An 18640-nucleotide genomic window follows, 5' to 3' on the forward strand; every position below is an offset into this window, starting at 1 on the left:
CGCCCCCTGGTGCGGTAGGGGGCGCCCACTTCTCGTACGTGCGGGTGCTATCCCGCCGCCGCTATACGGCCCTGCGCCCGCGCCGTCTTCTTCAGCTCCATCTCGCGGCGCCGCCGCCGGGCGAGCACCACGCGGCGCTCGGCGGCCGTGAGGCCGCCCCAGACGCCGTAGGGCTCGGGTTGCAGCAGGGCGTGCTCACGGCACTCGACCATCACGGGACAGCGGGCGCAGACGCGCTTGGCCGCCTCCTCGCGGGACAGGCGCGCCGCGGTGGGCTCCTTGGACGGGGCGAAGAACAGGCCGGCCTCGTCCCGCCGGCACACCGCCTCGGTGTGCCAAGGGGCGTCCTGGTCCCTGACTGGCACTGGCACCCGCTGGGCCGGAACGGCAGCTACCTGCAGGGACGAATGCGGCGGTTGCAGCACGGTCTACTCCTGACGACGGCTTCGCGAGCGAGCGACGATGCAGCAAGCCCTACCCGCTGTGCGCACGCCTATGCACTGAGTTCCGAACCGCCGGATCGCCCGTGCTCGCCAGGGGTGCGCCGCCACGGCCGCCGGTGAACCCGTTCCCCTGCGGAAGGGCCGGATTCACATCCGTCAACGGTCCAGATATTTGCGCAAACTCTTGTCGACCTTGTGCTGCACGCGATCGAGAATGTCCGCGACGAACCTGCCGCGCTTCGGTTTCGCCTCGACACTGCCCAGCACCGCCCAGCCGTCGACGTACACCACGGGGGCGTTCGCGTCGTCCGCGTCCAGCGATGCCACCTCGAAGCTGCCGAGCACCCCGCCGCCGGTGCCGCGCAGCGAGACGTTCTCCGGGACGCGGACCTCGACGCTGCCGAAGACCGCGACCGCCTTGATCACGACCTGCTGGTACTCGAACAGCGCCTCGCTGAGGTCTATCTCGACGCTGCCGAAGACCGCGTACGCGTGGATACGGCGTCCGGCGCGCCGCCGGCCCCTGCGCACGGCGCTGCTGAGCACCGCCACCACATGGTCGTCCGGGTCGACCGGGACGCTGCCCAGCGGGGGCCGGTCGGGGGCGGCGGCGAACGAAGGGGCGGCGCTCCGGCGGTGGGCGGCGGGCAGGTCCCGTATGAAGACCTCCAGCTCCCCGACCGTCTTGGCGGCGAGCACGCCCTCCACCCGCTCGGCGTGCTCGTCGGCGGTCAGACGGCCTTCGGCGAGGGCCTCGCGCAGGAGGTCGGCGACACGGTCGCGGTCGGCGTCCGAGGCGCGCAGGCCGGCCGCCGCGGACGTCGGTTCGGTGTGCTTCTGAAGGTCCACGGCAGCAGCGTAGCGAAACGCGATAGATCGCGACTACCCCCCAACTGAGGACAACCTCACAAGCCCGCTGTCGGAGGCAGGTTCTACGCTGGTGAGCGCCCGCCAGTGTCGGCGGGCGGCCGTCTGTCGAGTGAGGAATGGGCTGCGATGCCTGAGTTCGCGTACACCGATCTGCTCCCCATGGGAGAGGACACCACCCCCTACCGGCTGGTGACCTCCGAGGGTGTCTCCACCTTCGAGGCCGACGGGCGGACATTCCTCAAGGTGGAGCCGGAGGCGCTGCGCAAGCTCGCAGAGGAGGCCATCCACGACATCCAGCACTACCTGCGGCCCGCGCACCTCGCCCAGCTACGCCGCATCGTCGACGACCCCGAGGCGTCCGGCAACGACAAGTTCGTCGCCCTGGACCTGCTGAAGAACGCCAACATCGCCGCCGCCGGCGTGCTCCCCATGTGCCAGGACACCGGCACGGCGATCGTCATGGGCAAGCGCGGCCAGAACGTGCTCACGGAGGGCGGCGACGAGGCGGCCCTCTCGCGCGGCGTCTACGACGCGTACAAGAACCTCAACCTGCGCTACTCGCAGATGGCCCCGCTGACCATGTGGGAGGAGAAGAACACCGGCTCCAACCTCCCGGCCCAGATCGAGCTGTACGCCACCGACGGCGGCGCCTACAAGTTCCTGTTCATGGCGAAGGGCGGCGGCTCCGCCAACAAGTCCTTCCTGTACCAGGAGACGAAGGCCGTCCTGAACGAGTCCTCCATGATGAAGTTCCTGGAGGAGAAGATCCGTTCGCTCGGTACGGCCGCCTGCCCGCCGTACCACCTGGCGATCGTCGTCGGCGGCACGAGCGCCGAGTACGCGCTGAAGACCGCCAAGTACGCCTCCGCGCACTACCTGGACGAGATCCCGGCCGAGGGCTCCGAGCTCGGGCACGGCTTCCGGGACAAGGAGCTGGAGCAGAAGGTCTTCGAGCTGACGCAGCGGATCGGCATCGGCGCCCAGTTCGGCGGCAAGTACTTCTGCCACGACGTGCGGGTGGTGCGCCTGCCGCGGCACGGCGCGTCCTGCCCGGTCGCCATCGCCGTCTCCTGCTCGGCCGACCGCCAGGCGCTCGCGAAGATCACCCCCGAGGGCGTCTTCCTGGAGCAGCTGGAGACGGACCCGGCGCGCTTCCTGCCGGAGACGACCGACGAGCACCTGGACGAGTCCGACGTCGTGCGGATCGACCTGAACCAGCCGATGGACGACATCCTCGCCGAGCTCACCAAGTACCCGGTGAAGACCCGCCTCTCCCTCACCGGCCCGCTGGTCGTGGCCCGTGACATCGCGCACGCCAAGATCAAGGAGCGGCTGGACGCGGGCGAGGAGATGCCCCAGTACCTGAAGGACCACCCGGTGTACTACGCGGGTCCGGCCAAGACCCCCGAGGGGTACGCCTCCGGTTCCTTCGGCCCGACCACGGCCGGCCGCATGGACTCCTACGTCGAGCAGTTCCAGGCCGCCGGCGGCTCCAAGGTCATGCTCGCCAAGGGCAACCGCAGCAAGCAGGTCACCGACGCCTGCGACGCGCACGGCGGCTTCTACCTCGGCTCCATCGGCGGCCCGGCCGCCCGTCTCGCCCAGGACTGCATCAAGAAGGTCGAGGTCGTCGAGTACGAGGAGCTCGGCATGGAGGCGGTCTGGAAGATCGAGGTCGAGGACTTCCCGGCGTTCATCGTCGTCGACGACAAGGGCAACGACTTCTTCCAGGACCCCGCCCCGCAGCCGACGTTCACGTCGATCCCGGTGCGGGGGCCGGGCCTGGGCTAGGCCCTGCCGAGGTCCGTACGGCGGAAGGCGGTGACGGTTCGCCTCCGCGGGGAACAGTGGTCCCGTCGTGGACGCTGTGAGACGTGGAGGTGATCGTCGATGACCGACGAGCAGGAACAGAGCGGGACCGGATTCCGGATCGAGCACGACTCCATGGGCGAGGTGCGCGTCCCGGCGGACGCCAAGTGGCGGGCGCAGACGCAGCGTGCCGTGGAGAACTTCCCCATCTCCGGCCAGCGCATCGAGCGCGCCCACATCGAGGCGCTCGCCCGCATCAAGGGCGCGGCGGCGAAGGTGAACGGGCGGCTCGGGGTGCTCGACAAGGACGTCGCGGAGGCGATCCAGGAGGCGTCCGAGGAGGTCGCGCGGGGCGAGTGGGACGAGCACTTCCCGATCGACGTCTTCCAGACCGGTTCCGGCACCTCCTCGAACATGAACACCAACGAGGTCATCGCCACGCTCGCGACCGAGCGGCTCGGCCGGGACGTCCACCCCAACGACCACGTCAACGCCTCGCAGTCGTCCAACGACGTCTTCCCGTCCTCCATCCACATCGCCGCCACCGCCGCCGTCACCCGGGACCTGATCCCGGCCCTGGAGCATCTCGCCGGCTCGCTGGAGCGCAAGTCCGAGGAGTTCGCGGACGTGGTGAAGTCGGGGCGCACGCACCTGATGGACGCCACGCCCGTCACCCTCGGCCAGGAGTTCGGCGGGTACGCGGCCCAGATCCGCTACGGCGTGGAGCGGCTGTACGCCTCCCTCCCCCGGCTCGCCGAGCTGCCCCTGGGCGGCACGGCCGTCGGCACCGGCATCAACACCCCGCCCGGCTTCTCGGCGGCCGTGATCGAGGAGGTCGCCCGCGTCACCGGGCTGCCGCTGACCGAGGCACGGAACCACTTCGAGGCGCAGGGCGCGCGGGACGGGATCGTGGAGACCAGCGGGCAGCTGCGGACCGTCGCGGTCGGGCTGACGAAGATCGCCAACGACCTGCGCTGGATGTCCTCCGGTCCGCGCACCGGGCTCGCCGAGATCGCCCTGCCCGACCTCCAGCCCGGCTCGTCGATCATGCCGGGCAAGGTCAACCCGGTCATCCCCGAAGCCGTCCTCATGGTCGCCGCCCAGGTCATCGGCAACGACGCCACCGTCGCCACCGCCGGAGCGGCCGGGAACTTCGAGCTCAACGTCATGCTGCCGGTGATCGCCAAGAACGTCCTGGAGTCGATCCGGCTGCTCGCCAACGTCTCACGGCTGCTCGCCGACCGGACCGTGGACGGCATCACCGCCGACCGTGAACGGGCACGCGAGTACGCCGAGTCCTCGCCGTCGGTCGTCACCCCGCTCAACAAGTACATCGGGTACGAGGAGGCCGCCAAGGTCGCCAAGAAGGCGCTGGCCCAGCGCAAGACGATCCGGCAGGTCGTCGTGGAGGGCGGCTACGTGGAACGGGGGGACCTGACCGAACAGCAGCTCGACGAGGCCCTGGATGTCCTGCGGATGACGCGCCCGTAACCAATCGCCGACCCGGCGAGAACCGTGAGGCGGACCGCAGCGTCGTATGCCTGGGGCACCTAATATCTGTGCATGGCAGAGGGCGGAGCGGTGAGAGCGGAAGCGGCAGCGGGCACGTCGGCGGGTTTCTGGGCGCCCGGGAGCCAGATCCTGTGGCGGTACCGGGAGAACGCGGGCGAGCGTTTCCACATCGCCCGCCCCGTCACCGTCGTCCGCGACGACGCCGACCTGCTCGCCGTGTGGCTGGCGCCCGGCACGGAGTGCGTCAAGCCGGTCCTCGCCGACGGCACGCCCGTGCACGTCGAGCCGCTGCAGACGCGCTACACCAAGCCGCGGACCGTGCAGTACGACCGCTGGTTCGGCACCGGCGTGCTGAAGCTGGCCCGGCCGGGCGAGCCCTGGTCGGTGTGGCTGTTCTGGGAGCCGGGCTGGCGGTTCAAGAACTGGTACGTGAACCTCGAGACGCCGCTCGCCCGTTGGCACGGCGGCGTGGACTCCGAGGACCACTTCCTCGACATCTCGGTCCATCCGGACCGCAGTTGGCACTGGCGCGACGAGGACGAGTTCGCGCAGGCCCGGCGGGACGGGCTGATGGACGAGTCGGTGGCCGAGCGGGTGCGGCAGGCGGGCGAGTCCGCGGTGGAGGTGATCCGCGCCTGGGGGCCGCCGTTCAGCGAGGGCTGGCAGCACTGGCGCCCGGATCCGTCCTGGGCTGTACCTTCTTTGCCGGAGGACTGGGACCGTACGCCCGCGCACGTGTCCTCATGAGACCCTTGATGCGCCCCCGGTCCACAACCGTAGGATCGTCCTCCGCAACTTGATATCAAGGACCGGTGCGCAGAGCCGTCGTTGAGGGGTGGTGGCCGGGTGACGGATGGGCGTGCAGCAGCAACTCCCGGAGCATGCGCCGGGCTTGACCGAACGTCACCGAGGGGCGGCAGGACGTGAGCGAGGGGTACGAGGGCAACGCCGGAACGGACCGCCGACGGTTCGCCGGTGGCACAGGAACAGCCTCTGACCACGCGGGAATTCCGTTCCGGGGACACGTATTCCGGGTATCGGGATTCCTGCGGGACCAACTGCACGCACGACGTGCAGCCCCGGACGGACGGATTCGACACGCGTGACGGAGTACCCCATCTCCTTCGAGCGCCCCGGCGCCGACCCTGCGGACCCCCGCGGGGCGGTTCTGCACACCCCGACGCAGGTGCCGGACGCGCCCATGGCCGCCTTACCCGCGCAGGCGCGCGCCGGAGAGACACCCTCGACACCGAGTACGGCCACACCGTGCGGCAAGGGAAAGGAGCCGGCCTCGTCTGCCGACACCACGGGCCCGGGCCCCGAGCACTCCCAGCCTTCCGCCGTGGAGTCCGACACGCACCGACCGCGGCCCGTGCCCGAATCCGTCCCGGACCGGCCGGACACCGAGCAGGACCGGCCGCAGAGCGGCGGCTCCGAGCGCCGCAAGGGCCAGGGGCTCACGCCGGGCCAGCCCACGCCCATGCGCCGGGACGGCGACCGGCTGCGGTTCGTCGGGGCGGCGACACGGCGGATCGCCCGCGGCATCGACCTCGACGAGATCGTCATGGGGTTGTGCCGGGCGACCGTACCGACGTTCTCGGACGCGATCCTGGTCTATCTGCGCGACCCGCTGCCCGTCGGCGACGAGCGGCCCACCGGCCCGCTGCTGCTGCGGCTGCGCCGCACCGACCGCATCCCGGCCGAGCGGGACACCGAGAGCGCCGGCTTCTCCCCCGCGCTCCAGCCCGAGCCCGCGGAGCTCACCGAACTCGACTCGCTCGGCGCCGAACTGTGCGAGGTGCGGCCGGGCAGCGCGCTCGCCGAGGTGCTGCGCGGGGTCCGCCCGGTCTTCACGGACGCGCCCGCGGCCCACGCCGCTCTGCCCGAACTGCTCGGGGCGGGCGGCGAGTCGCTGGTGCCCGGCGGCCAGCGCTCGATCCTCGCCCCGCTGCGCGGCCGGCGCCGGGTGATCGGCGCCGCGCTGTTCCTGCGGCGGCCGGAGCGCCTGGCCTTCGAGGCCGACGACCTGCTGGTCGCCGCCCAGCTGGCCACGCACAGCGCGCTGGGCATCGACAAAGCGGTGCTGTACGGCCGTGAGGCGTACATCGCCGACGAGCTGCAGCGCACCATGCTCCCGGAGCACCTGCCGCGGCCGACGGGCGTGCGGCTGGCCTCCCGCTACCTCCCGGCCGCCGAGACGGCACGGGTCGGCGGCGACTGGTACGACGCGATCCCGCTGCCGGGCAGCAGGGTGGCGCTGGTGGTGGGCGACGTCATGGGCCACTCCATGACCTCGGCGGCCATCATGGGCCAGCTGCGCACGACGGCACAGACGCTCGCCGGCCTGGACCTGCCGCCGCAGGAGGTGCTGCACCACCTCGACGAACAGGCGCAGCGGCTGGGCACCGACCGCATGGCGACCTGCCTCTACGCCGTCTACGACCCGGTCTCGCACCGCATCACCATCGCCAACGCGGGCCATCCGCCACCGGTGCTGCTGCACCTGGGCGGCCGGGCCGAGGTGCTGCGGGTGCCCCCGGGCGCGCCGATCGGCGTCGGCGGGGTCGACTTCGAGGCCGTGGAACTGGACGCGCCCGCCGGCGCGACCCTGCTGCTCTACACCGACGGTCTGGTGGAGTCCCGGCTGCGGGACGTGTGGACCGGGATAGAGCAGCTGCGGGAGAAGCTGGCGGCCACGGCGCAGCTGACGGGGCCGGACCATCCGCCGCCGCTGGAGGCGCTGTGCGACGAGGTCCTGGACATGCTCGGGCCGGGCGACCGGGACGACGACATCGCGCTGCTCGCGGCCCGCTTCGACGGGATCGCGCCCAGTGACGTGGCGTACTGGTTCCTGGAACCGGAGGACGCGGCGCCCGGGCGGGCGCGGCGGCTCGCGCGCCGGGCGCTGTCCCGGTGGGGCCTGGAGGAGCTCAGCGACTCCGTCGAGCTGCTGGTCAGCGAGGTCGTCACCAACGCGGTGCGCTACGCCTCACGGCCGGTGACGCTGCGGCTGCTGCGCACCGACGTCCTGCGGTGCGAGGTGGGCGACGACGTGCCCCAGCTGCCCCGGCTGCGGCAGGCCCGCGCGACCGACGAGGGCGGACGCGGCCTGTATCTCGTCAACCGGCTGGCCCGGCGGTGGGGGGCGACCCGGCTGAGCACGGGCAAGGTCGTGTGGTTCGAACTGAGCAAGACCGCGCCGTAGAGAGACCGAAGGGAAGGGCGCCCGGTGTTCACCGGGTGCCCTTCCCTTTGCGTTGCTACTGCTGACCGTTGGGATTCAGCGGATTGTCGATGTTCCCGTTGGTCGGCGTCCCCGTCGGTGTCTGCGACGGCGACTGGGTGGGCGTCTGCGACGGCGACTGTGTCGGCGTCTGCGTGGGTGTCTGCGACGGCGACTGGGACGTCGGCGCCTGGCTCGACGGGGTCTGCGACGGCGTCTGGGTCGGCGTCTGCGAGACCGTCGGCGTGTACGTCGGCTGGACCGCCGCGCCCTGGTCGGTCTCCAGGTCGAACTTCAGGCCCGTCTGGGAGACACCGAACATGTAGGCCGCCCAGATCTGCGCCGGGAAGCCACCGCCGTTGACGCGCGGGTAGCCGCCGGCCTTGTACATCGAGACCTGGGCGCCGTTCTTCTTGGACTCGCCGAACAGGCCCACCGTGGTGACCAGGTCGGGCGTGTACCCGCTGAACCAGGCCGAGCGGTTCTCGTCGGAGGTGCCGGTCTTGCCGGCGACCTTGCGGCCGTCGCGGTTGGCGTTGTCACGGACCGAGGTCTTGGCCGTACCGTCGTCGACCACGCCGGTCAGCACGGAGGTGACCGAGTCGGCGGCCTCGCGTTTGATGACCTGCCCGCCGATCGGGTTCGGCAGGTCGACCGTGCGCCTGCTGCTCTCGACCGACTTGATGATGGACGGGGTGACCTTCTTCCCGTGGTTGTCGAGCGTCGCGTAGACGCCGGCCATCTGCAGGGGGCTGGCGCCCATCGTGCCGAGGGTCTGGGCGGGTACGGCCCTGAGGTCGGCGGTGTCCATGCCGAGCTGGCTCGCCACCTTCAGCACCTTGGCCATGCCCACGTCGACGCCCATCTGCGCGAAGACGGAGTTGACGGAGTAGTTCATCGCCGTCTGGACGGTGATGGGCCCGTAGTCGTGGTCGTCCTCGTTCTGTGGGGCGAAGCCGACCTTGACGCCGTTGTCCACGACCGGGCGCTTGCTGGTGCCGTCGTACATGGTGTTGGCGGTGATCGGTTTGCCGGTCTGGGTCTGGGCGGCCTCGTCGAAGGCGGCGGCGAGGATGACCGGCTTGAACGTCGACGCCGGCTGGTAGTCCACGCGGGTCGCGTTGTTGCGGTAGTGCTGGTAGTAGCCCTTGCCGCCGTACATCGCGACGACCGCGCCCGTCTTGGGGTTGACCGACACGGCTCCGGCCTGGACGTCGGCGTCCACCGAGCGCTTCTTCGGGTCGAGCTTGCTGGTCAGCTGGGACTTGGCGGCTTTCTCCAGCGCGGCCTGCTTCTTCTTCTGGATGTTGAGCGTGATCGTCCAGCCGCCCTGGTTGACCAGGGTCAGGGCGTCGTTGACGTTGTCGGCGCTGCCCTGTGCGACGAGCTGCTTGGCGAGCTGGTTGTTGGCCGCGTCCACCAGGTAGCCGGTCTGGCCGTCCATGCCGGGTGCGGCCTTGGGCTCCTTCGGCGTCGGGAACGTCATCTTGTCGCGCTCGGCCTTGTCCAGCCAGCCCTGTCCGACCATGTTGTCGAGGACGTAGTTCCAGCGGGCCTTCACCAGGCGCCGGCCGGTGTCGGAGGCGATCGCCCAGTCGTACTGGTTCGGCGCCTGCAGCAGTGCGGCGAGGTAGGCGCCCTGCTCGACCGAGAGCTTCTCGGCGTCGACGCGGTAGTAGGCCTGCGCGGCGGCCTGGATGCCGTAGGCGCCGCGGCCGTAGTAGCTGGTGTTGATGTAGCCGGCGAGGATGTAGTCCTTGGACTTCTCCCGGTCCAGCTTCAGCGAGATGACCAGTTCCTTCAGCTTGCGTGAGACGGTCTGGTTCTGGGTGAGGTAGTAGTTCTTGACGTACTGCTGGGTGATCGTCGAACCGCCCTGCGCGCCCTTGCCGGACAGGGTATTGAGCAGACCGCGGGCGGTGCCCTTGAGGTCGATGCCGTTGTCCTTGTAGAACGTCTTGTTCTCGGCGGCGACGAAGGTCCGCTGGACGTCCTTGGGCACCTTGGACAGCGGCACGATCTCGCGGTTGCGCTTGCCGTCGCGGGTGAGGAGCGAGCCGTCGCTGTACTTGTAGACGTTGCTTTGCAGCGTCGCGTCGGCATTGCCCTTGGGAATGTCGATCATCATGTACAGCACGACGAAGGCGGCCATGCCGAGCAGGCACACGCCGAGGAAGCCGCCGACGATCTTCTTCCAGGTGAAGAGCCGGCGTATGAAGCTCTTGCCGTCCTTGCCCTTGCCCGCACCGCCGCGGGCCGCCTTGCCCTTGGCGGCGCGCCGAGCTGCGGCGCGGCCGCCCTCGACCGGGCCGCCCTCGGCCGTGCCGACCGACGCCGTGCCGGCCGGGCGGGTGGGCGCCGCCGTACCGGACGAGCGCGTGGGGGGCGCCGCGCGGCGGCCACCGCGCTGTCGCGCTCTTCTCTCTTCCGCTCGTCCCATGAGTCCGTTCCGCTCCGCTTCGTTCATGTGTGCTCATGTGTCACACAGGTTCGCCGCACAGGTCAGCTCAGAAAGCTAACACCGGGAGATGTGCCAAAGGTCCGTCGTTCCCGCCTTTTGCGGACGTGACAATCAGCACCCACCCCAACGGAACCGACGGATGGGAGCGGTCAGGGGTTGCCCGACCAGGCGAAGCGATACCACCTCGACACCTGGGGGCGCTGTTGCAGAACCATGACAATCGGCCGTCACCTGGGCCGCCGCACAGCGCGCCATGATCTACACACGGCGCGTATACACGAGGGGTATACACCACGTGTACAGTCCTTGGCATGTCCATCGGTCACACCCTTCTGGGACTCCTTGAGTCCGGGCCACGCCACGGTTACGACCTCAAGCGGGCCTTCGACGAGAAGTTCGGTCACGACCGGCCGCTGCACTACGGCCAGGTCTACTCGACGATGTCCAGGCTGCTGAAGAACGGCCTCGTGGAGGTCGACGGCATCGAGCCGGGCGGCGGTCCCGAGCGCAAGCGGTACGCCATCACCGACGCCGGGATCACCGACGTCGAGCGGTGGCTCGCGACGCCGGAGGCGCCGGAGCCGTACCTGCAGTCGACGCTCTACACCAAGGTCGTCCTCGCGCTGCTGACGCACCGCAACGCGGCCGACATCCTCGACACCCAGCGCGCCGAGCACCTGCGCATGATGCGGATCCTCACCGACCGCAAGCGCAGGGGCGACCTCGCCGACCAGCTCATCTGCGACCACGCCCTGTTCCACCTCGAGGCCGACCTGCGCTGGCTGGAGCTCACCGCCGCGCGCCTCGACAAGCTCGCCGAGGCGGTGACCAAATGACTCCCGACGGTTCCCTGCTGGTCGCCGACGACCTGCACAAGGCGTACGGCCCGACCGTCGCCCTCGACGGCGCCGAGTTCTCCATCCACCCGGGCGAGGTCGTCGCCGTCATGGGCCCCTCCGGGTCCGGCAAGTCGACGCTGCTGCACTGCCTCGCCGGGATCGTGACGCCCGACTCGGGGTCGATCCTCTACAACGGGCGCGAGATGGCGACCATGAGCGACGCCGAGCGCAGCGCCCTGCGGCGCTCGGAGTTCGGCTTCGTCTTCCAGTTCGGCCAGCTCGTGCCGGAGCTGACCTGCGTCGAGAACGTCGCGCTGCCGCTGAGGCTCAACGGCGCCTCCCGCAAGGAGGCCGAGCGGGCCGCGCTCACCTGGATGGAGCGGCTGGAGGTCGACGACCTCCGCAAGAAGCGGCCCGGCGAGGTCTCGGGCGGTCAGGGCCAGCGCGTCGCGGTGGCGCGGGCGCTGGTGACCGACCCGCGGGTGCTGTTCGCCGACGAGCCCACGGGCGCGCTCGACTCGCTCAACGGCGAGCGCGTGATGGAACTGCTCACGGACGCCGCGCGGTCCACCAACGCGGCCGTGGTGCTGGTCACGCACGAGGCGCGGGTGGCCGCGTACTCGGACCGCGAGATCGTCGTACGGGACGGCAAGTCCCGGGACATGGAGCGCGTCGTATGACCTTGCGGGGGTGGGCCAAGGACTTGGCCATGGGGGTGCGGTTCGCCTTCGCCGGCGGCCGCGAGGGCTGGGTACGGGCCCTGCTGACGGCCGTCGGCGTGGGGCTCGGTGTGGCCCTGCTGCTGCTGACGACCGCGCTTCCCAGTGCGTTGTCCGCGCGTGACCGGCGCAGCAGCGACCGGGACGACTTCACGTACAGCGGCAAGGTGCTGCCGAAGGCCGACGACACGGTGATCGTCGCCAAGACGGACACCACCTTCCGCAGCGACGACGTCCGCGGCCGGCTGCTGCAGCCCGAGGGCGCGAAGGCACCGCTGCCGCCCGGCGTGGGGACGTTCCCCGCGAAGGGCGAGATGGTCGTCTCGCCCGCGCTGCGGAAGCTGCTGGAGTCCGGCTCGGGCAAGCTGCTGCGCGAGCGCCTGCCGTACCGGATCACCGGCACGATCGGGCACGCCGGGCTGATCGGGCCCGCCGAACTCGCCTACTACGCGGGCGCCACCGGCCTGGAGGACCACCTGGTCGGCGGATATGTCGAGCGGATCGACTACTTCGGGCCGTCGCCCGGACACCAGCAGGACGCGCTGGACCCGATCCTGCTCCTGCTCATCATGATCATCTTCGTGGTGCTGCTGCTGCCGGTGGGCGTGTTCACTGCGGCGGCCGTGCGCTTCGGCGGCGAGCGCCGGGACCGGCGGCTCGCGGCCCTGCGGCTGGTCGGCGCGGACGGCCGGATGGCCCGCCGGATCGCGGGCGGCGAGGCCCTCGCCGGGGCCCTGCTGGGGCTCGTCCTGGGCACGGCCTTCTTCCTGGTGGGGCGGCAGCTCGCGGCCCTGCTGGTGGTGCGGGACATCAGTGTCTTCCCCGGCGACCTCAACCCCTCGCCCGCGCTCGTCGCGCTGGTCGCCGTCGCCGTACCGGCCGCCGCCGTCCTGGTGACGCTGTTCGCGCTGCGCGGGGTGGTCATCGAACCGCTCGGCGTGGTCCGTACGGCGAAGCCGCCGCGCCGCCGGCTGTGGTGGCGGCTGCTGCTGCCGCTGGGCGGCCTGGCGCTGCTGTACCCGATGATGGGCAAGGGCAACGACAGCGGGAACTTCAACGAGTGGATGGTGATCAGCGGCACCGTGCTGCTGCTGGTCGGCGTCACCGCGCTGCTGCCGTGGCTGGTCGAGGCCGTGGTGGCCCGGCTGGACCCGGGCGCCGTCTCCTGGCAACTGGCTGTCCGCCGCCTGCAGTTGAGCAGCGGCTCGGCGGCCCGCATGGTCAACGGCATCGCCGTCGCGGTGGCCGGCGCGATCGCGCTGCAGATGCTGTTCGCCGGCGTCCAGCACGACTACGTCAAGTCCACCCAGGCCGACCTGAACCGGGCCCAGATGGAGATGTCCCTGCAGGGTGACGTCCCGCTGTCCGAGGCCGGCCGGCGGCTGGCGAACACCGAGGGGGTCCGCCACGCGACGGCCCTGTCGCTGGGCTCGGCCGGGAACGGTCCGAAGGATCCGGACGACTCGGTGGAGGTGGCCGTCGGCTCCTGCGCGCAACTCGGCCAGGTGGCTCGGCTGGCCTCGTGCCGGGACGGCGACATCTTCCGGATCGTCGGCGCCCACTACGACTCCGCGTCGCCGAAGCTGCTCAAGGCGGGTAGGACCCTGTACTTCGACCCGGCCTACAGCGGGTCGCGGAGCCACACGGTCCCCTGGAAGGTGCCCGCCGGTCTGAAGACCGCGGGGCCCCGGAAGGACCCGACCGGCTACGAGCGCGGCGGTCTGCTCATCACGCCCAAGGCACTGCCCGCGGCCTCCACGGCCGGCTTCGTGCGGAAGGTGTACGTCTCGCTGGACCCGTCGGTCCCCGACGCCCGTGAGTACGCGCGCAACGCCGCCGCGGCCCTGGACCCGCTGGCGGACGTGTACGCGCTGACGTCGGGCAAGGTCAACGTGCAGTTCCGCTCCATCCGCACCGGCCTGTTCGTAGGGGCCACCTGCGTCCTGGTGCTGATCGGGGCGAGTCTGCTGGTCTCCCAGCTGGAGCAGCTTCGGGAGCGCAAGAAGCTGCTGTCGTCGCTGGTCGCCTTCGGCACCCGGCGCCGCACGCTGAGCCTGTCGGTGCTGTGGCAGACGGCGATCCCGATCGCGCTGGGCCTGCTGCTGGCGTCCGTCGTCGGTCTGACACTGGGCGCGGTGCTGCTGCGGATGACCGGCGAGGCGGTGACGGTGGACTGGGCGAGCGTGCTGTCCATGACGGGCATCGGCGCCGCGGTGGTCATCGCCGTGACCGTGCTCAGCCTGCCGCCGCTGCTGCGGCTGATGCGCCCGGACGGTCTGCGCACCGAGTAGCGCGGCGCGCCCCGTAGGCCCCTCCCCCGCGCCGGGGAGGGGCCCGGCCCGTTCACAGGCTGTGCTGCTGCACCACCCGTCGTACCTGCGCGAAGAGCATGCCGACGTTGACGGACTTGCGGCACACGACGACCGCGACCACGTCCTGCTGCTGACTCATCCTCACGAACAGGTGGGTGACGTTGTCACTGTTGACGAGGATCTCCTGGAAGAAGTGGGTCTCGTCGCCGCTCTGCCCCCGGCGTTCCTTCCACAGGTCCTCGATCATCAGCACGGTTCGGCCCTGGAACAGGTCGAGCGTCGCGCCCGCCAGCAGGTCCAGGACCTCCGGAGGGTGACTGTCGACCGTCTCGTACGCCAGCAGCATGCCGGTGGCCATGTCGACGACACCCGACGCGACACAGTCGGGGGCCTCGGTACGCAGGGATTTGACCAGGCTCATCACCTGGTCCGAGAAACCGGCGTTCATACGCTTCGTCGCCATCCTTTCAGACTCCTTCTGCTGTCTTGCTCATGAGGATCGAGCCGATCCGGTCCAGGGCGGGCTGGGTCGCCAGGTGCAGCCGGTCGACGTCCATGCCCTCGTCGCCGAGGACGATCATGAGAGCCGTGTCGCCCACCGCGTAGAAGGCCGCGCAGCCGTGGCTTCCGTACGTCACGGTCTGGCGCAGGGCGCCGCGGGCGGTCGCCTGGGCGGTACGGCGGGCCAGGCCCAGGCCTGCCGCCGCGAGCGCGGCGAGGCCTTCCGGGTCGATCGAGTCGGCGGTGTCGGCCGCGATGAGCAGACCGTCGGCCGCCGCGACCGCGGTGTCGGTGATGCCGGTCACCTGCTCCCGTAGACCGCGCATCTCGAGCGCCAGGGCTTCGTGATCCATGTACTCAACTCCCGTGATTTCCTTGGTGTGTTCATCTCGTGGTGCCGTTGCGAAGCCGGAAGAAGCCGCCCGGCCTGCGGCGCGGCAGGTCCGCCGGGCCGGGCGGTTCGGGTGGGGGCGGAGCGGGGGGCGGGGGTGTGCGGTGCCGTACGCCCTCCGGCGGGGTGCGGACCGGGATGGGAGCGGGCGTCGGGGGGCAGGTCAGCAGTCCCTCGGCGAGCATGCGGGCCAGTTCGACGGTGACGGTGTAGACACCGCGTCCGGTGCGGAAGGCGAGGTCGCGGGCGGTGCGGCGGCCGTCGGCGTGGGCGAGGACGTCCCGCCGCAGTTCGGTGAGCGGGCCCTCGTACCCGGCCACGGGCAGCGGCCGTTCCCGGTCCGGGTGGACGGGGTACGGCAGGGTGGCCAGGGCGGCGAGCTTGCGGCCCGCCTCCTCCAGCAGCCTCACGGAGGACTCGCCGACCGGTACCGGGGCGGGCGGTTCCAGTCCGGCGGGGCCGCTCTCGCAGCCGTCGATCCGTCCGGCGATGACCGCGAACACCGCGTCCTGCAGCGCCATCGCGCACACCACCCGCAGCTGGGCGGCGCCCGTGTAGCCGTGCGCGATCAGCCCGGTGACCGGCCAGCGCGCGCCGCCGGCCTCGCGGACCAGCGCCGCCCACTGCTCACCGGTCACCCGTCCGGAGCGCAGCAGCAGGGCCTCGGGTCCCGGCGCACCGGGTGTCTCCACGGCGACGACGAGTCCGTGGCGCAGATGGAAGGTTCCGCCGGGCACCCCGGACACCCTCAGTGCGCCGGTCAGTCCCTCGCGCCCACAGGCGGCCAGGGACCGCGCCAGCAGGTCGTAGCCCGACATCACGCTCCTCGCCCGCCGCAGCCGTCTCGCACATACGCCTGACGCGTAGCGCTGAGGGGGGAAGATTTATCAGCCGGAGCGCATATTCCGGACGGAGATTTCCGACCTGTCGCTCGTTGGCGGAAGTTGGGCCGAGGGTCCGCGCAATTGGTTTTGTTCGGCGCTCATTTGACCGAACGGGGAGGGGATTTCGAGCAGGTCGGCGTCAGGCTCCGGCCTTGTCGTGGGCGTCGCCGGGGGCCGCGCCCGCGGACTCCGCTTCGGCCGTGACGGCCTCGTCCTCGATCGCCGGACGGGCTTCGGGCTCGACGGCGTCCTCCGGTTCCGCCCTTTCGGTCCCGTCCGTCTCGTCCGTCCCGTCCGCCTGCCCCGACGAGTAGGCCCGCAGGTAGCCCACCACCGTGTTCGTCACCGCCACCAGCGGTACGGCCACCACGGCGCCGCCGATGCCCGCCACCATGCCGCCCGCGGCGACCGTGAGGACCACCGCGAGGGGGTGGACGCGTACCGCGCGGCCGAGGATGAAGGGCTGCAGGATGTGGCCCTCGATCTGCTGCACGGCGAGGACCACGATGAGGGTCATCACCGCGGTGAAGACGCCCTGGGTGACCAGTGCGACGACCACTGCCAGCGCGCCGGAGGCGACCGCGCCGACCAGGGGGATGAAGGAGAACAGGAAGATGAAGACGGCCAGCGGGACGGCCATGGGGACGTCGAGGAAGTAGATGCCGAGGCCGATGAAGACGGCGTCGATGAGGGCGACGAGGACCGTGCCGCGGACGTAGGCGGTCAGGGTGCGCCAGGCCCGCGGGCCCGCGCCGGCGACGCCCGGGCGGGCAGCCGCGGGGACCAGCTTCAGGAACCACTCCCAGATGCGCCGGCCGTCGTAGAGCAGGAAGAGGGTGGAGAAGAACGTCAGGAGGATGCCGGTGAGAGCCTCGACGACGACCTGGACGCCCTCCAGGCCCGCCGAGGTGATCTGGTCGGTGTTGGCGCCGACCGCGTCCCGGAGGTTCTTGGCGATCTGGTTGATCTGCTTCTCGGTGACGTGGAAGGGGCTCTTCAGCAGCCAGTTGCGCAGATCGTCGATGCCGTTCTGGATCTGGTCGGAGAGCGTGTCGATGTTCTCCATGACCTGCCAGGTCACGAACCAGCCCAGGAGCCCTATCACGATGAAGCCGAGGATCGCGGTGAGGGCGGTGGCGGGGCCGCGCGGGACGCCGTAGCCCTTCAGGCGGGCCACCGTGGGCTGCAGCAGCGCGGTGATGAGCAGGGCCACGACGAACGCGAAGACGACGAGCTGTACGGCGCTGATGACCCGCATCAGCACCCAGACGGTGCCCGCGAGCACCAGCAGCCGCCAGCCGGCCTCGGCGGCGACGCGCACGCCCCAGGGCACGGCCTGGGCGGGGTCGGGGCGTACCGGGACGACGACGGCCTGGGGCATCTCGTCCGCCCCGGTCTCCCGTGCCGCGCGCGCCGGACGCCGGCGGGACGGCGGCCCGATCTCGGACTCCTCCCGCTCCACCTCGGCGCGGCGTTCGTCCAACAGCTCGCCGACCTCCGTCAGCCCGGCACCGAGCCGGCCGAGCCACCCTGGCACTCGCGACATGATCCGTCCTCTTCCCCCGCGTCCCCGGGTGCTGGCCACCACTCCCCCCTGGAGTCGTTCGCGTCCGACCGTACATGGCGAAAGCCCCTCCCCCTAGGACGGGGAGGGGCTACGCGGGGTTGAGAGGTGAGGTGGTGAACCTCGCCGGCTCAGTACCAGTGGTTGGCGACCCAGAACGACTGCGCCTCGCACGGGCTGCCGTAGCGGCTGTTCATGTAGTTCAGGCCCCACTTGATCTGGGTGGCCGGGTTGGTCTGCCAGTCGGAGCCGGCCGTGGAGTACTTCGAGGCGGGCAGTGCCTGGAAGAGACCGTAGGCGCCGGAGGAGGCGTTGACCGCGTGGTAGTTCCAGCTGGACTCGTGGTCCACGATGTAGCTGAAGCACTGGAACTGGTTGCCCGGCACCATCTGCCGGGCCATCGCCTGGATCTCGGCGACCGTGTACGAGCTCTGGACCGGGAAGTCGGCGCTGCTGCGGCTGGCGGCCTGCTTGACCTCGGCGCGCTGCTTGGCTTCCTTTGCGGCCTTCTCCGCCGCCGCCTTCTTGGCGATGGCGGTGTCGGCGGCGGCCTTGCGGGCGGCCGCTTCGGCATCCTTCTTGGCGCTCGCGTCGGCCTGGATGGCCTGGGCGTCGGCCTGCTGCGTCAGGGACGCGGTCTGCACCTGGGCCTGCTGGCCCGTGGGTATGTCCGCGAGCAGCGTGGTGTCGGCGGCCGTCGGCTCGGCGTCGTTGTTCTGCGCGACGCTGCCCGAGGCAACTCCGACGACGCTTCCGACGGCGGTGACCGCGGTGGCCGAGGCCACTGCGAATCCCCGGACCGAAATCCGGCTCACACGGTTTCCTTCCAGCATCGCCCGCTTCGGTGACCCTGGCGGACGCAATCGTGCCCCTGGCGCTGGCCTCCCAACTACGGGGTCACGGGAGACACGGGCCCGGTGGGCAACTCCCGCTCGGGGAGCGCCGCGTGGTGCTCGGGCGGCATACGACGACGCTATGGAGTTGGCTGTGGTGCTTCTGTGGTGCCGTACCGCTGGGGGTACAGGTGTGTCGTATGCGGGGCCTGACAGGAGTGAGACTCTGCCGTACGGCGACGCCGGGTGGCAATTCTGAGTTGCGTGTGAAAGCTCACA

General features: G+C 70.8%; 15 protein-coding genes. 7 read left to right on the plus strand and 8 right to left on the minus strand.

Features of this window, described 5'->3' with window-relative positions; translation table 11 throughout:
• Positions 1 to 47: 47 nt before the first annotated feature.
• Both ACIGDI_RS11450 and ACIGDI_RS11455 read right to left on the minus strand, forming a co-directional pair.
• Positions 48 to 425, minus strand: coding sequence for a WhiB family transcriptional regulator (locus ACIGDI_RS11450; protein ID WP_079077994.1), 378 nt, complete (start codon positions 423 to 425; stop codon positions 48 to 50).
• Positions 426 to 599: 174 nt separating this feature from the next.
• The gene (locus tag ACIGDI_RS11455; protein WP_399894000.1) at positions 600 to 1292 is read right to left on the minus strand and encodes a DUF1707 domain-containing protein; all 693 of its coding nucleotides are present in this window, start codon (positions 1290 to 1292) and stop codon (positions 600 to 602) included.
• A gap of 147 nt (positions 1293 to 1439) precedes the next feature.
• Between ACIGDI_RS11455 and ACIGDI_RS11460 the strand changes: the two genes are divergently transcribed.
• The 4 genes from ACIGDI_RS11460 to ACIGDI_RS11475 all read left to right on the plus strand — a co-directional run bounded on the left by ACIGDI_RS11460 (position 1440) and on the right by ACIGDI_RS11475 (position 7839).
• Positions 1440 to 3104, plus strand: coding sequence for a fumarate hydratase (locus tag ACIGDI_RS11460; RefSeq protein WP_399894003.1), 1665 nt, complete (start codon positions 1440 to 1442; stop codon positions 3102 to 3104).
• Positions 3105 to 3203: 99 nt separating this feature from the next.
• Complete coding sequence (locus tag ACIGDI_RS11465; protein WP_399894007.1) at positions 3204 to 4613, plus strand: class II fumarate hydratase; 1410 nt, start codon at positions 3204 to 3206, stop codon at positions 4611 to 4613.
• Between the two features lie 72 nt (positions 4614 to 4685).
• Positions 4686 to 5381: a DUF402 domain-containing protein gene (locus ACIGDI_RS11470; RefSeq protein ID WP_399894010.1), complete on the plus strand. Its 696-nt coding sequence runs from the start codon at positions 4686 to 4688 to the stop codon at positions 5379 to 5381.
• 355 nt (positions 5382 to 5736) lie between these two features.
• On the plus strand, positions 5737 to 7839 hold the full coding sequence (locus tag ACIGDI_RS11475; protein WP_399894013.1) for a SpoIIE family protein phosphatase: 2103 nt from the start codon (positions 5737 to 5739) through the stop codon (positions 7837 to 7839).
• Positions 7840 to 7894: 55 nt separating this feature from the next.
• Here ACIGDI_RS11475 and ACIGDI_RS11480 read toward each other — a convergent pair whose 3' ends face one another.
• On the minus strand, positions 7895 to 10297 hold the full coding sequence (locus tag ACIGDI_RS11480) for a transglycosylase domain-containing protein (RefSeq protein WP_399894016.1): 2403 nt from the start codon (positions 10295 to 10297) through the stop codon (positions 7895 to 7897).
• A 332-nt stretch (positions 10298 to 10629) separates the two neighbouring features.
• Here ACIGDI_RS11480 and ACIGDI_RS11485 point away from each other — a divergent pair, with 332 nt between their 5' ends.
• From ACIGDI_RS11485 to ACIGDI_RS11495, 3 genes are read left to right on the plus strand one after another with little or no spacing between them, the layout of a single operon-like run.
• The gene (locus ACIGDI_RS11485) at positions 10630 to 11154 is read left to right on the plus strand and encodes a PadR family transcriptional regulator (protein WP_200704580.1); all 525 of its coding nucleotides are present in this window, start codon (positions 10630 to 10632) and stop codon (positions 11152 to 11154) included.
• Entirely contained in the window at positions 11151 to 11837 is a 687-nt protein-coding gene (locus ACIGDI_RS11490; protein ID WP_399894019.1) for an ABC transporter ATP-binding protein, read from the plus strand. The genes ACIGDI_RS11485 and ACIGDI_RS11490 overlap by 4 nt, the downstream gene beginning before the upstream one ends.
• Positions 11834 to 14167 (plus strand): ABC transporter permease, encoded by a 2334-nt coding sequence (locus ACIGDI_RS11495; RefSeq protein ID WP_399894022.1) that lies wholly within the window; start codon positions 11834 to 11836, stop codon positions 14165 to 14167. Before ACIGDI_RS11490 ends, ACIGDI_RS11495 begins: the two co-directional genes overlap by 4 nt.
• Positions 14168 to 14219: 52 nt before the next feature.
• Here ACIGDI_RS11495 and ACIGDI_RS11500 read toward each other — a convergent pair whose 3' ends face one another.
• The 5 genes from ACIGDI_RS11500 to ACIGDI_RS11520 all read right to left on the minus strand — a co-directional run bounded on the left by ACIGDI_RS11500 (position 14220) and on the right by ACIGDI_RS11520 (position 18343).
• The gene (locus tag ACIGDI_RS11500) at positions 14220 to 14651 is read right to left on the minus strand and encodes a hypothetical protein (protein WP_399894026.1); all 432 of its coding nucleotides are present in this window, start codon (positions 14649 to 14651) and stop codon (positions 14220 to 14222) included.
• A gap of 4 nt (positions 14652 to 14655) precedes the next feature.
• A complete protein-coding gene (locus ACIGDI_RS11505; protein WP_200704576.1) occupies positions 14656 to 15042 on the minus strand; it encodes a roadblock/LC7 domain-containing protein in 387 nt (128 codons plus the stop codon).
• Between the two features lie 31 nt (positions 15043 to 15073).
• Positions 15074 to 15898 (minus strand): MarR family transcriptional regulator, encoded by an 825-nt coding sequence (locus tag ACIGDI_RS11510; protein WP_272177135.1) that lies wholly within the window; start codon positions 15896 to 15898, stop codon positions 15074 to 15076.
• Positions 15899 to 16103: 205 nt separating this feature from the next.
• Entirely contained in the window at positions 16104 to 17510 is a 1407-nt protein-coding gene (locus ACIGDI_RS11515; protein ID WP_399894031.1) for an AI-2E family transporter, read from the minus strand.
• A 149-nt stretch (positions 17511 to 17659) separates the two neighbouring features.
• Entirely contained in the window at positions 17660 to 18343 is a 684-nt protein-coding gene (locus tag ACIGDI_RS11520) for a transglycosylase SLT domain-containing protein (protein WP_200705428.1), read from the minus strand.
• Between the last annotated feature and the right edge of the window lie 297 nt (positions 18344 to 18640).

The organism is Streptomyces sp. NPDC085900, from assembly GCF_044540925.1.
GTDB lineage: Bacteria > Actinomycetota > Actinomycetes > Streptomycetales > Streptomycetaceae > Streptomyces > Streptomyces gilvifuscus.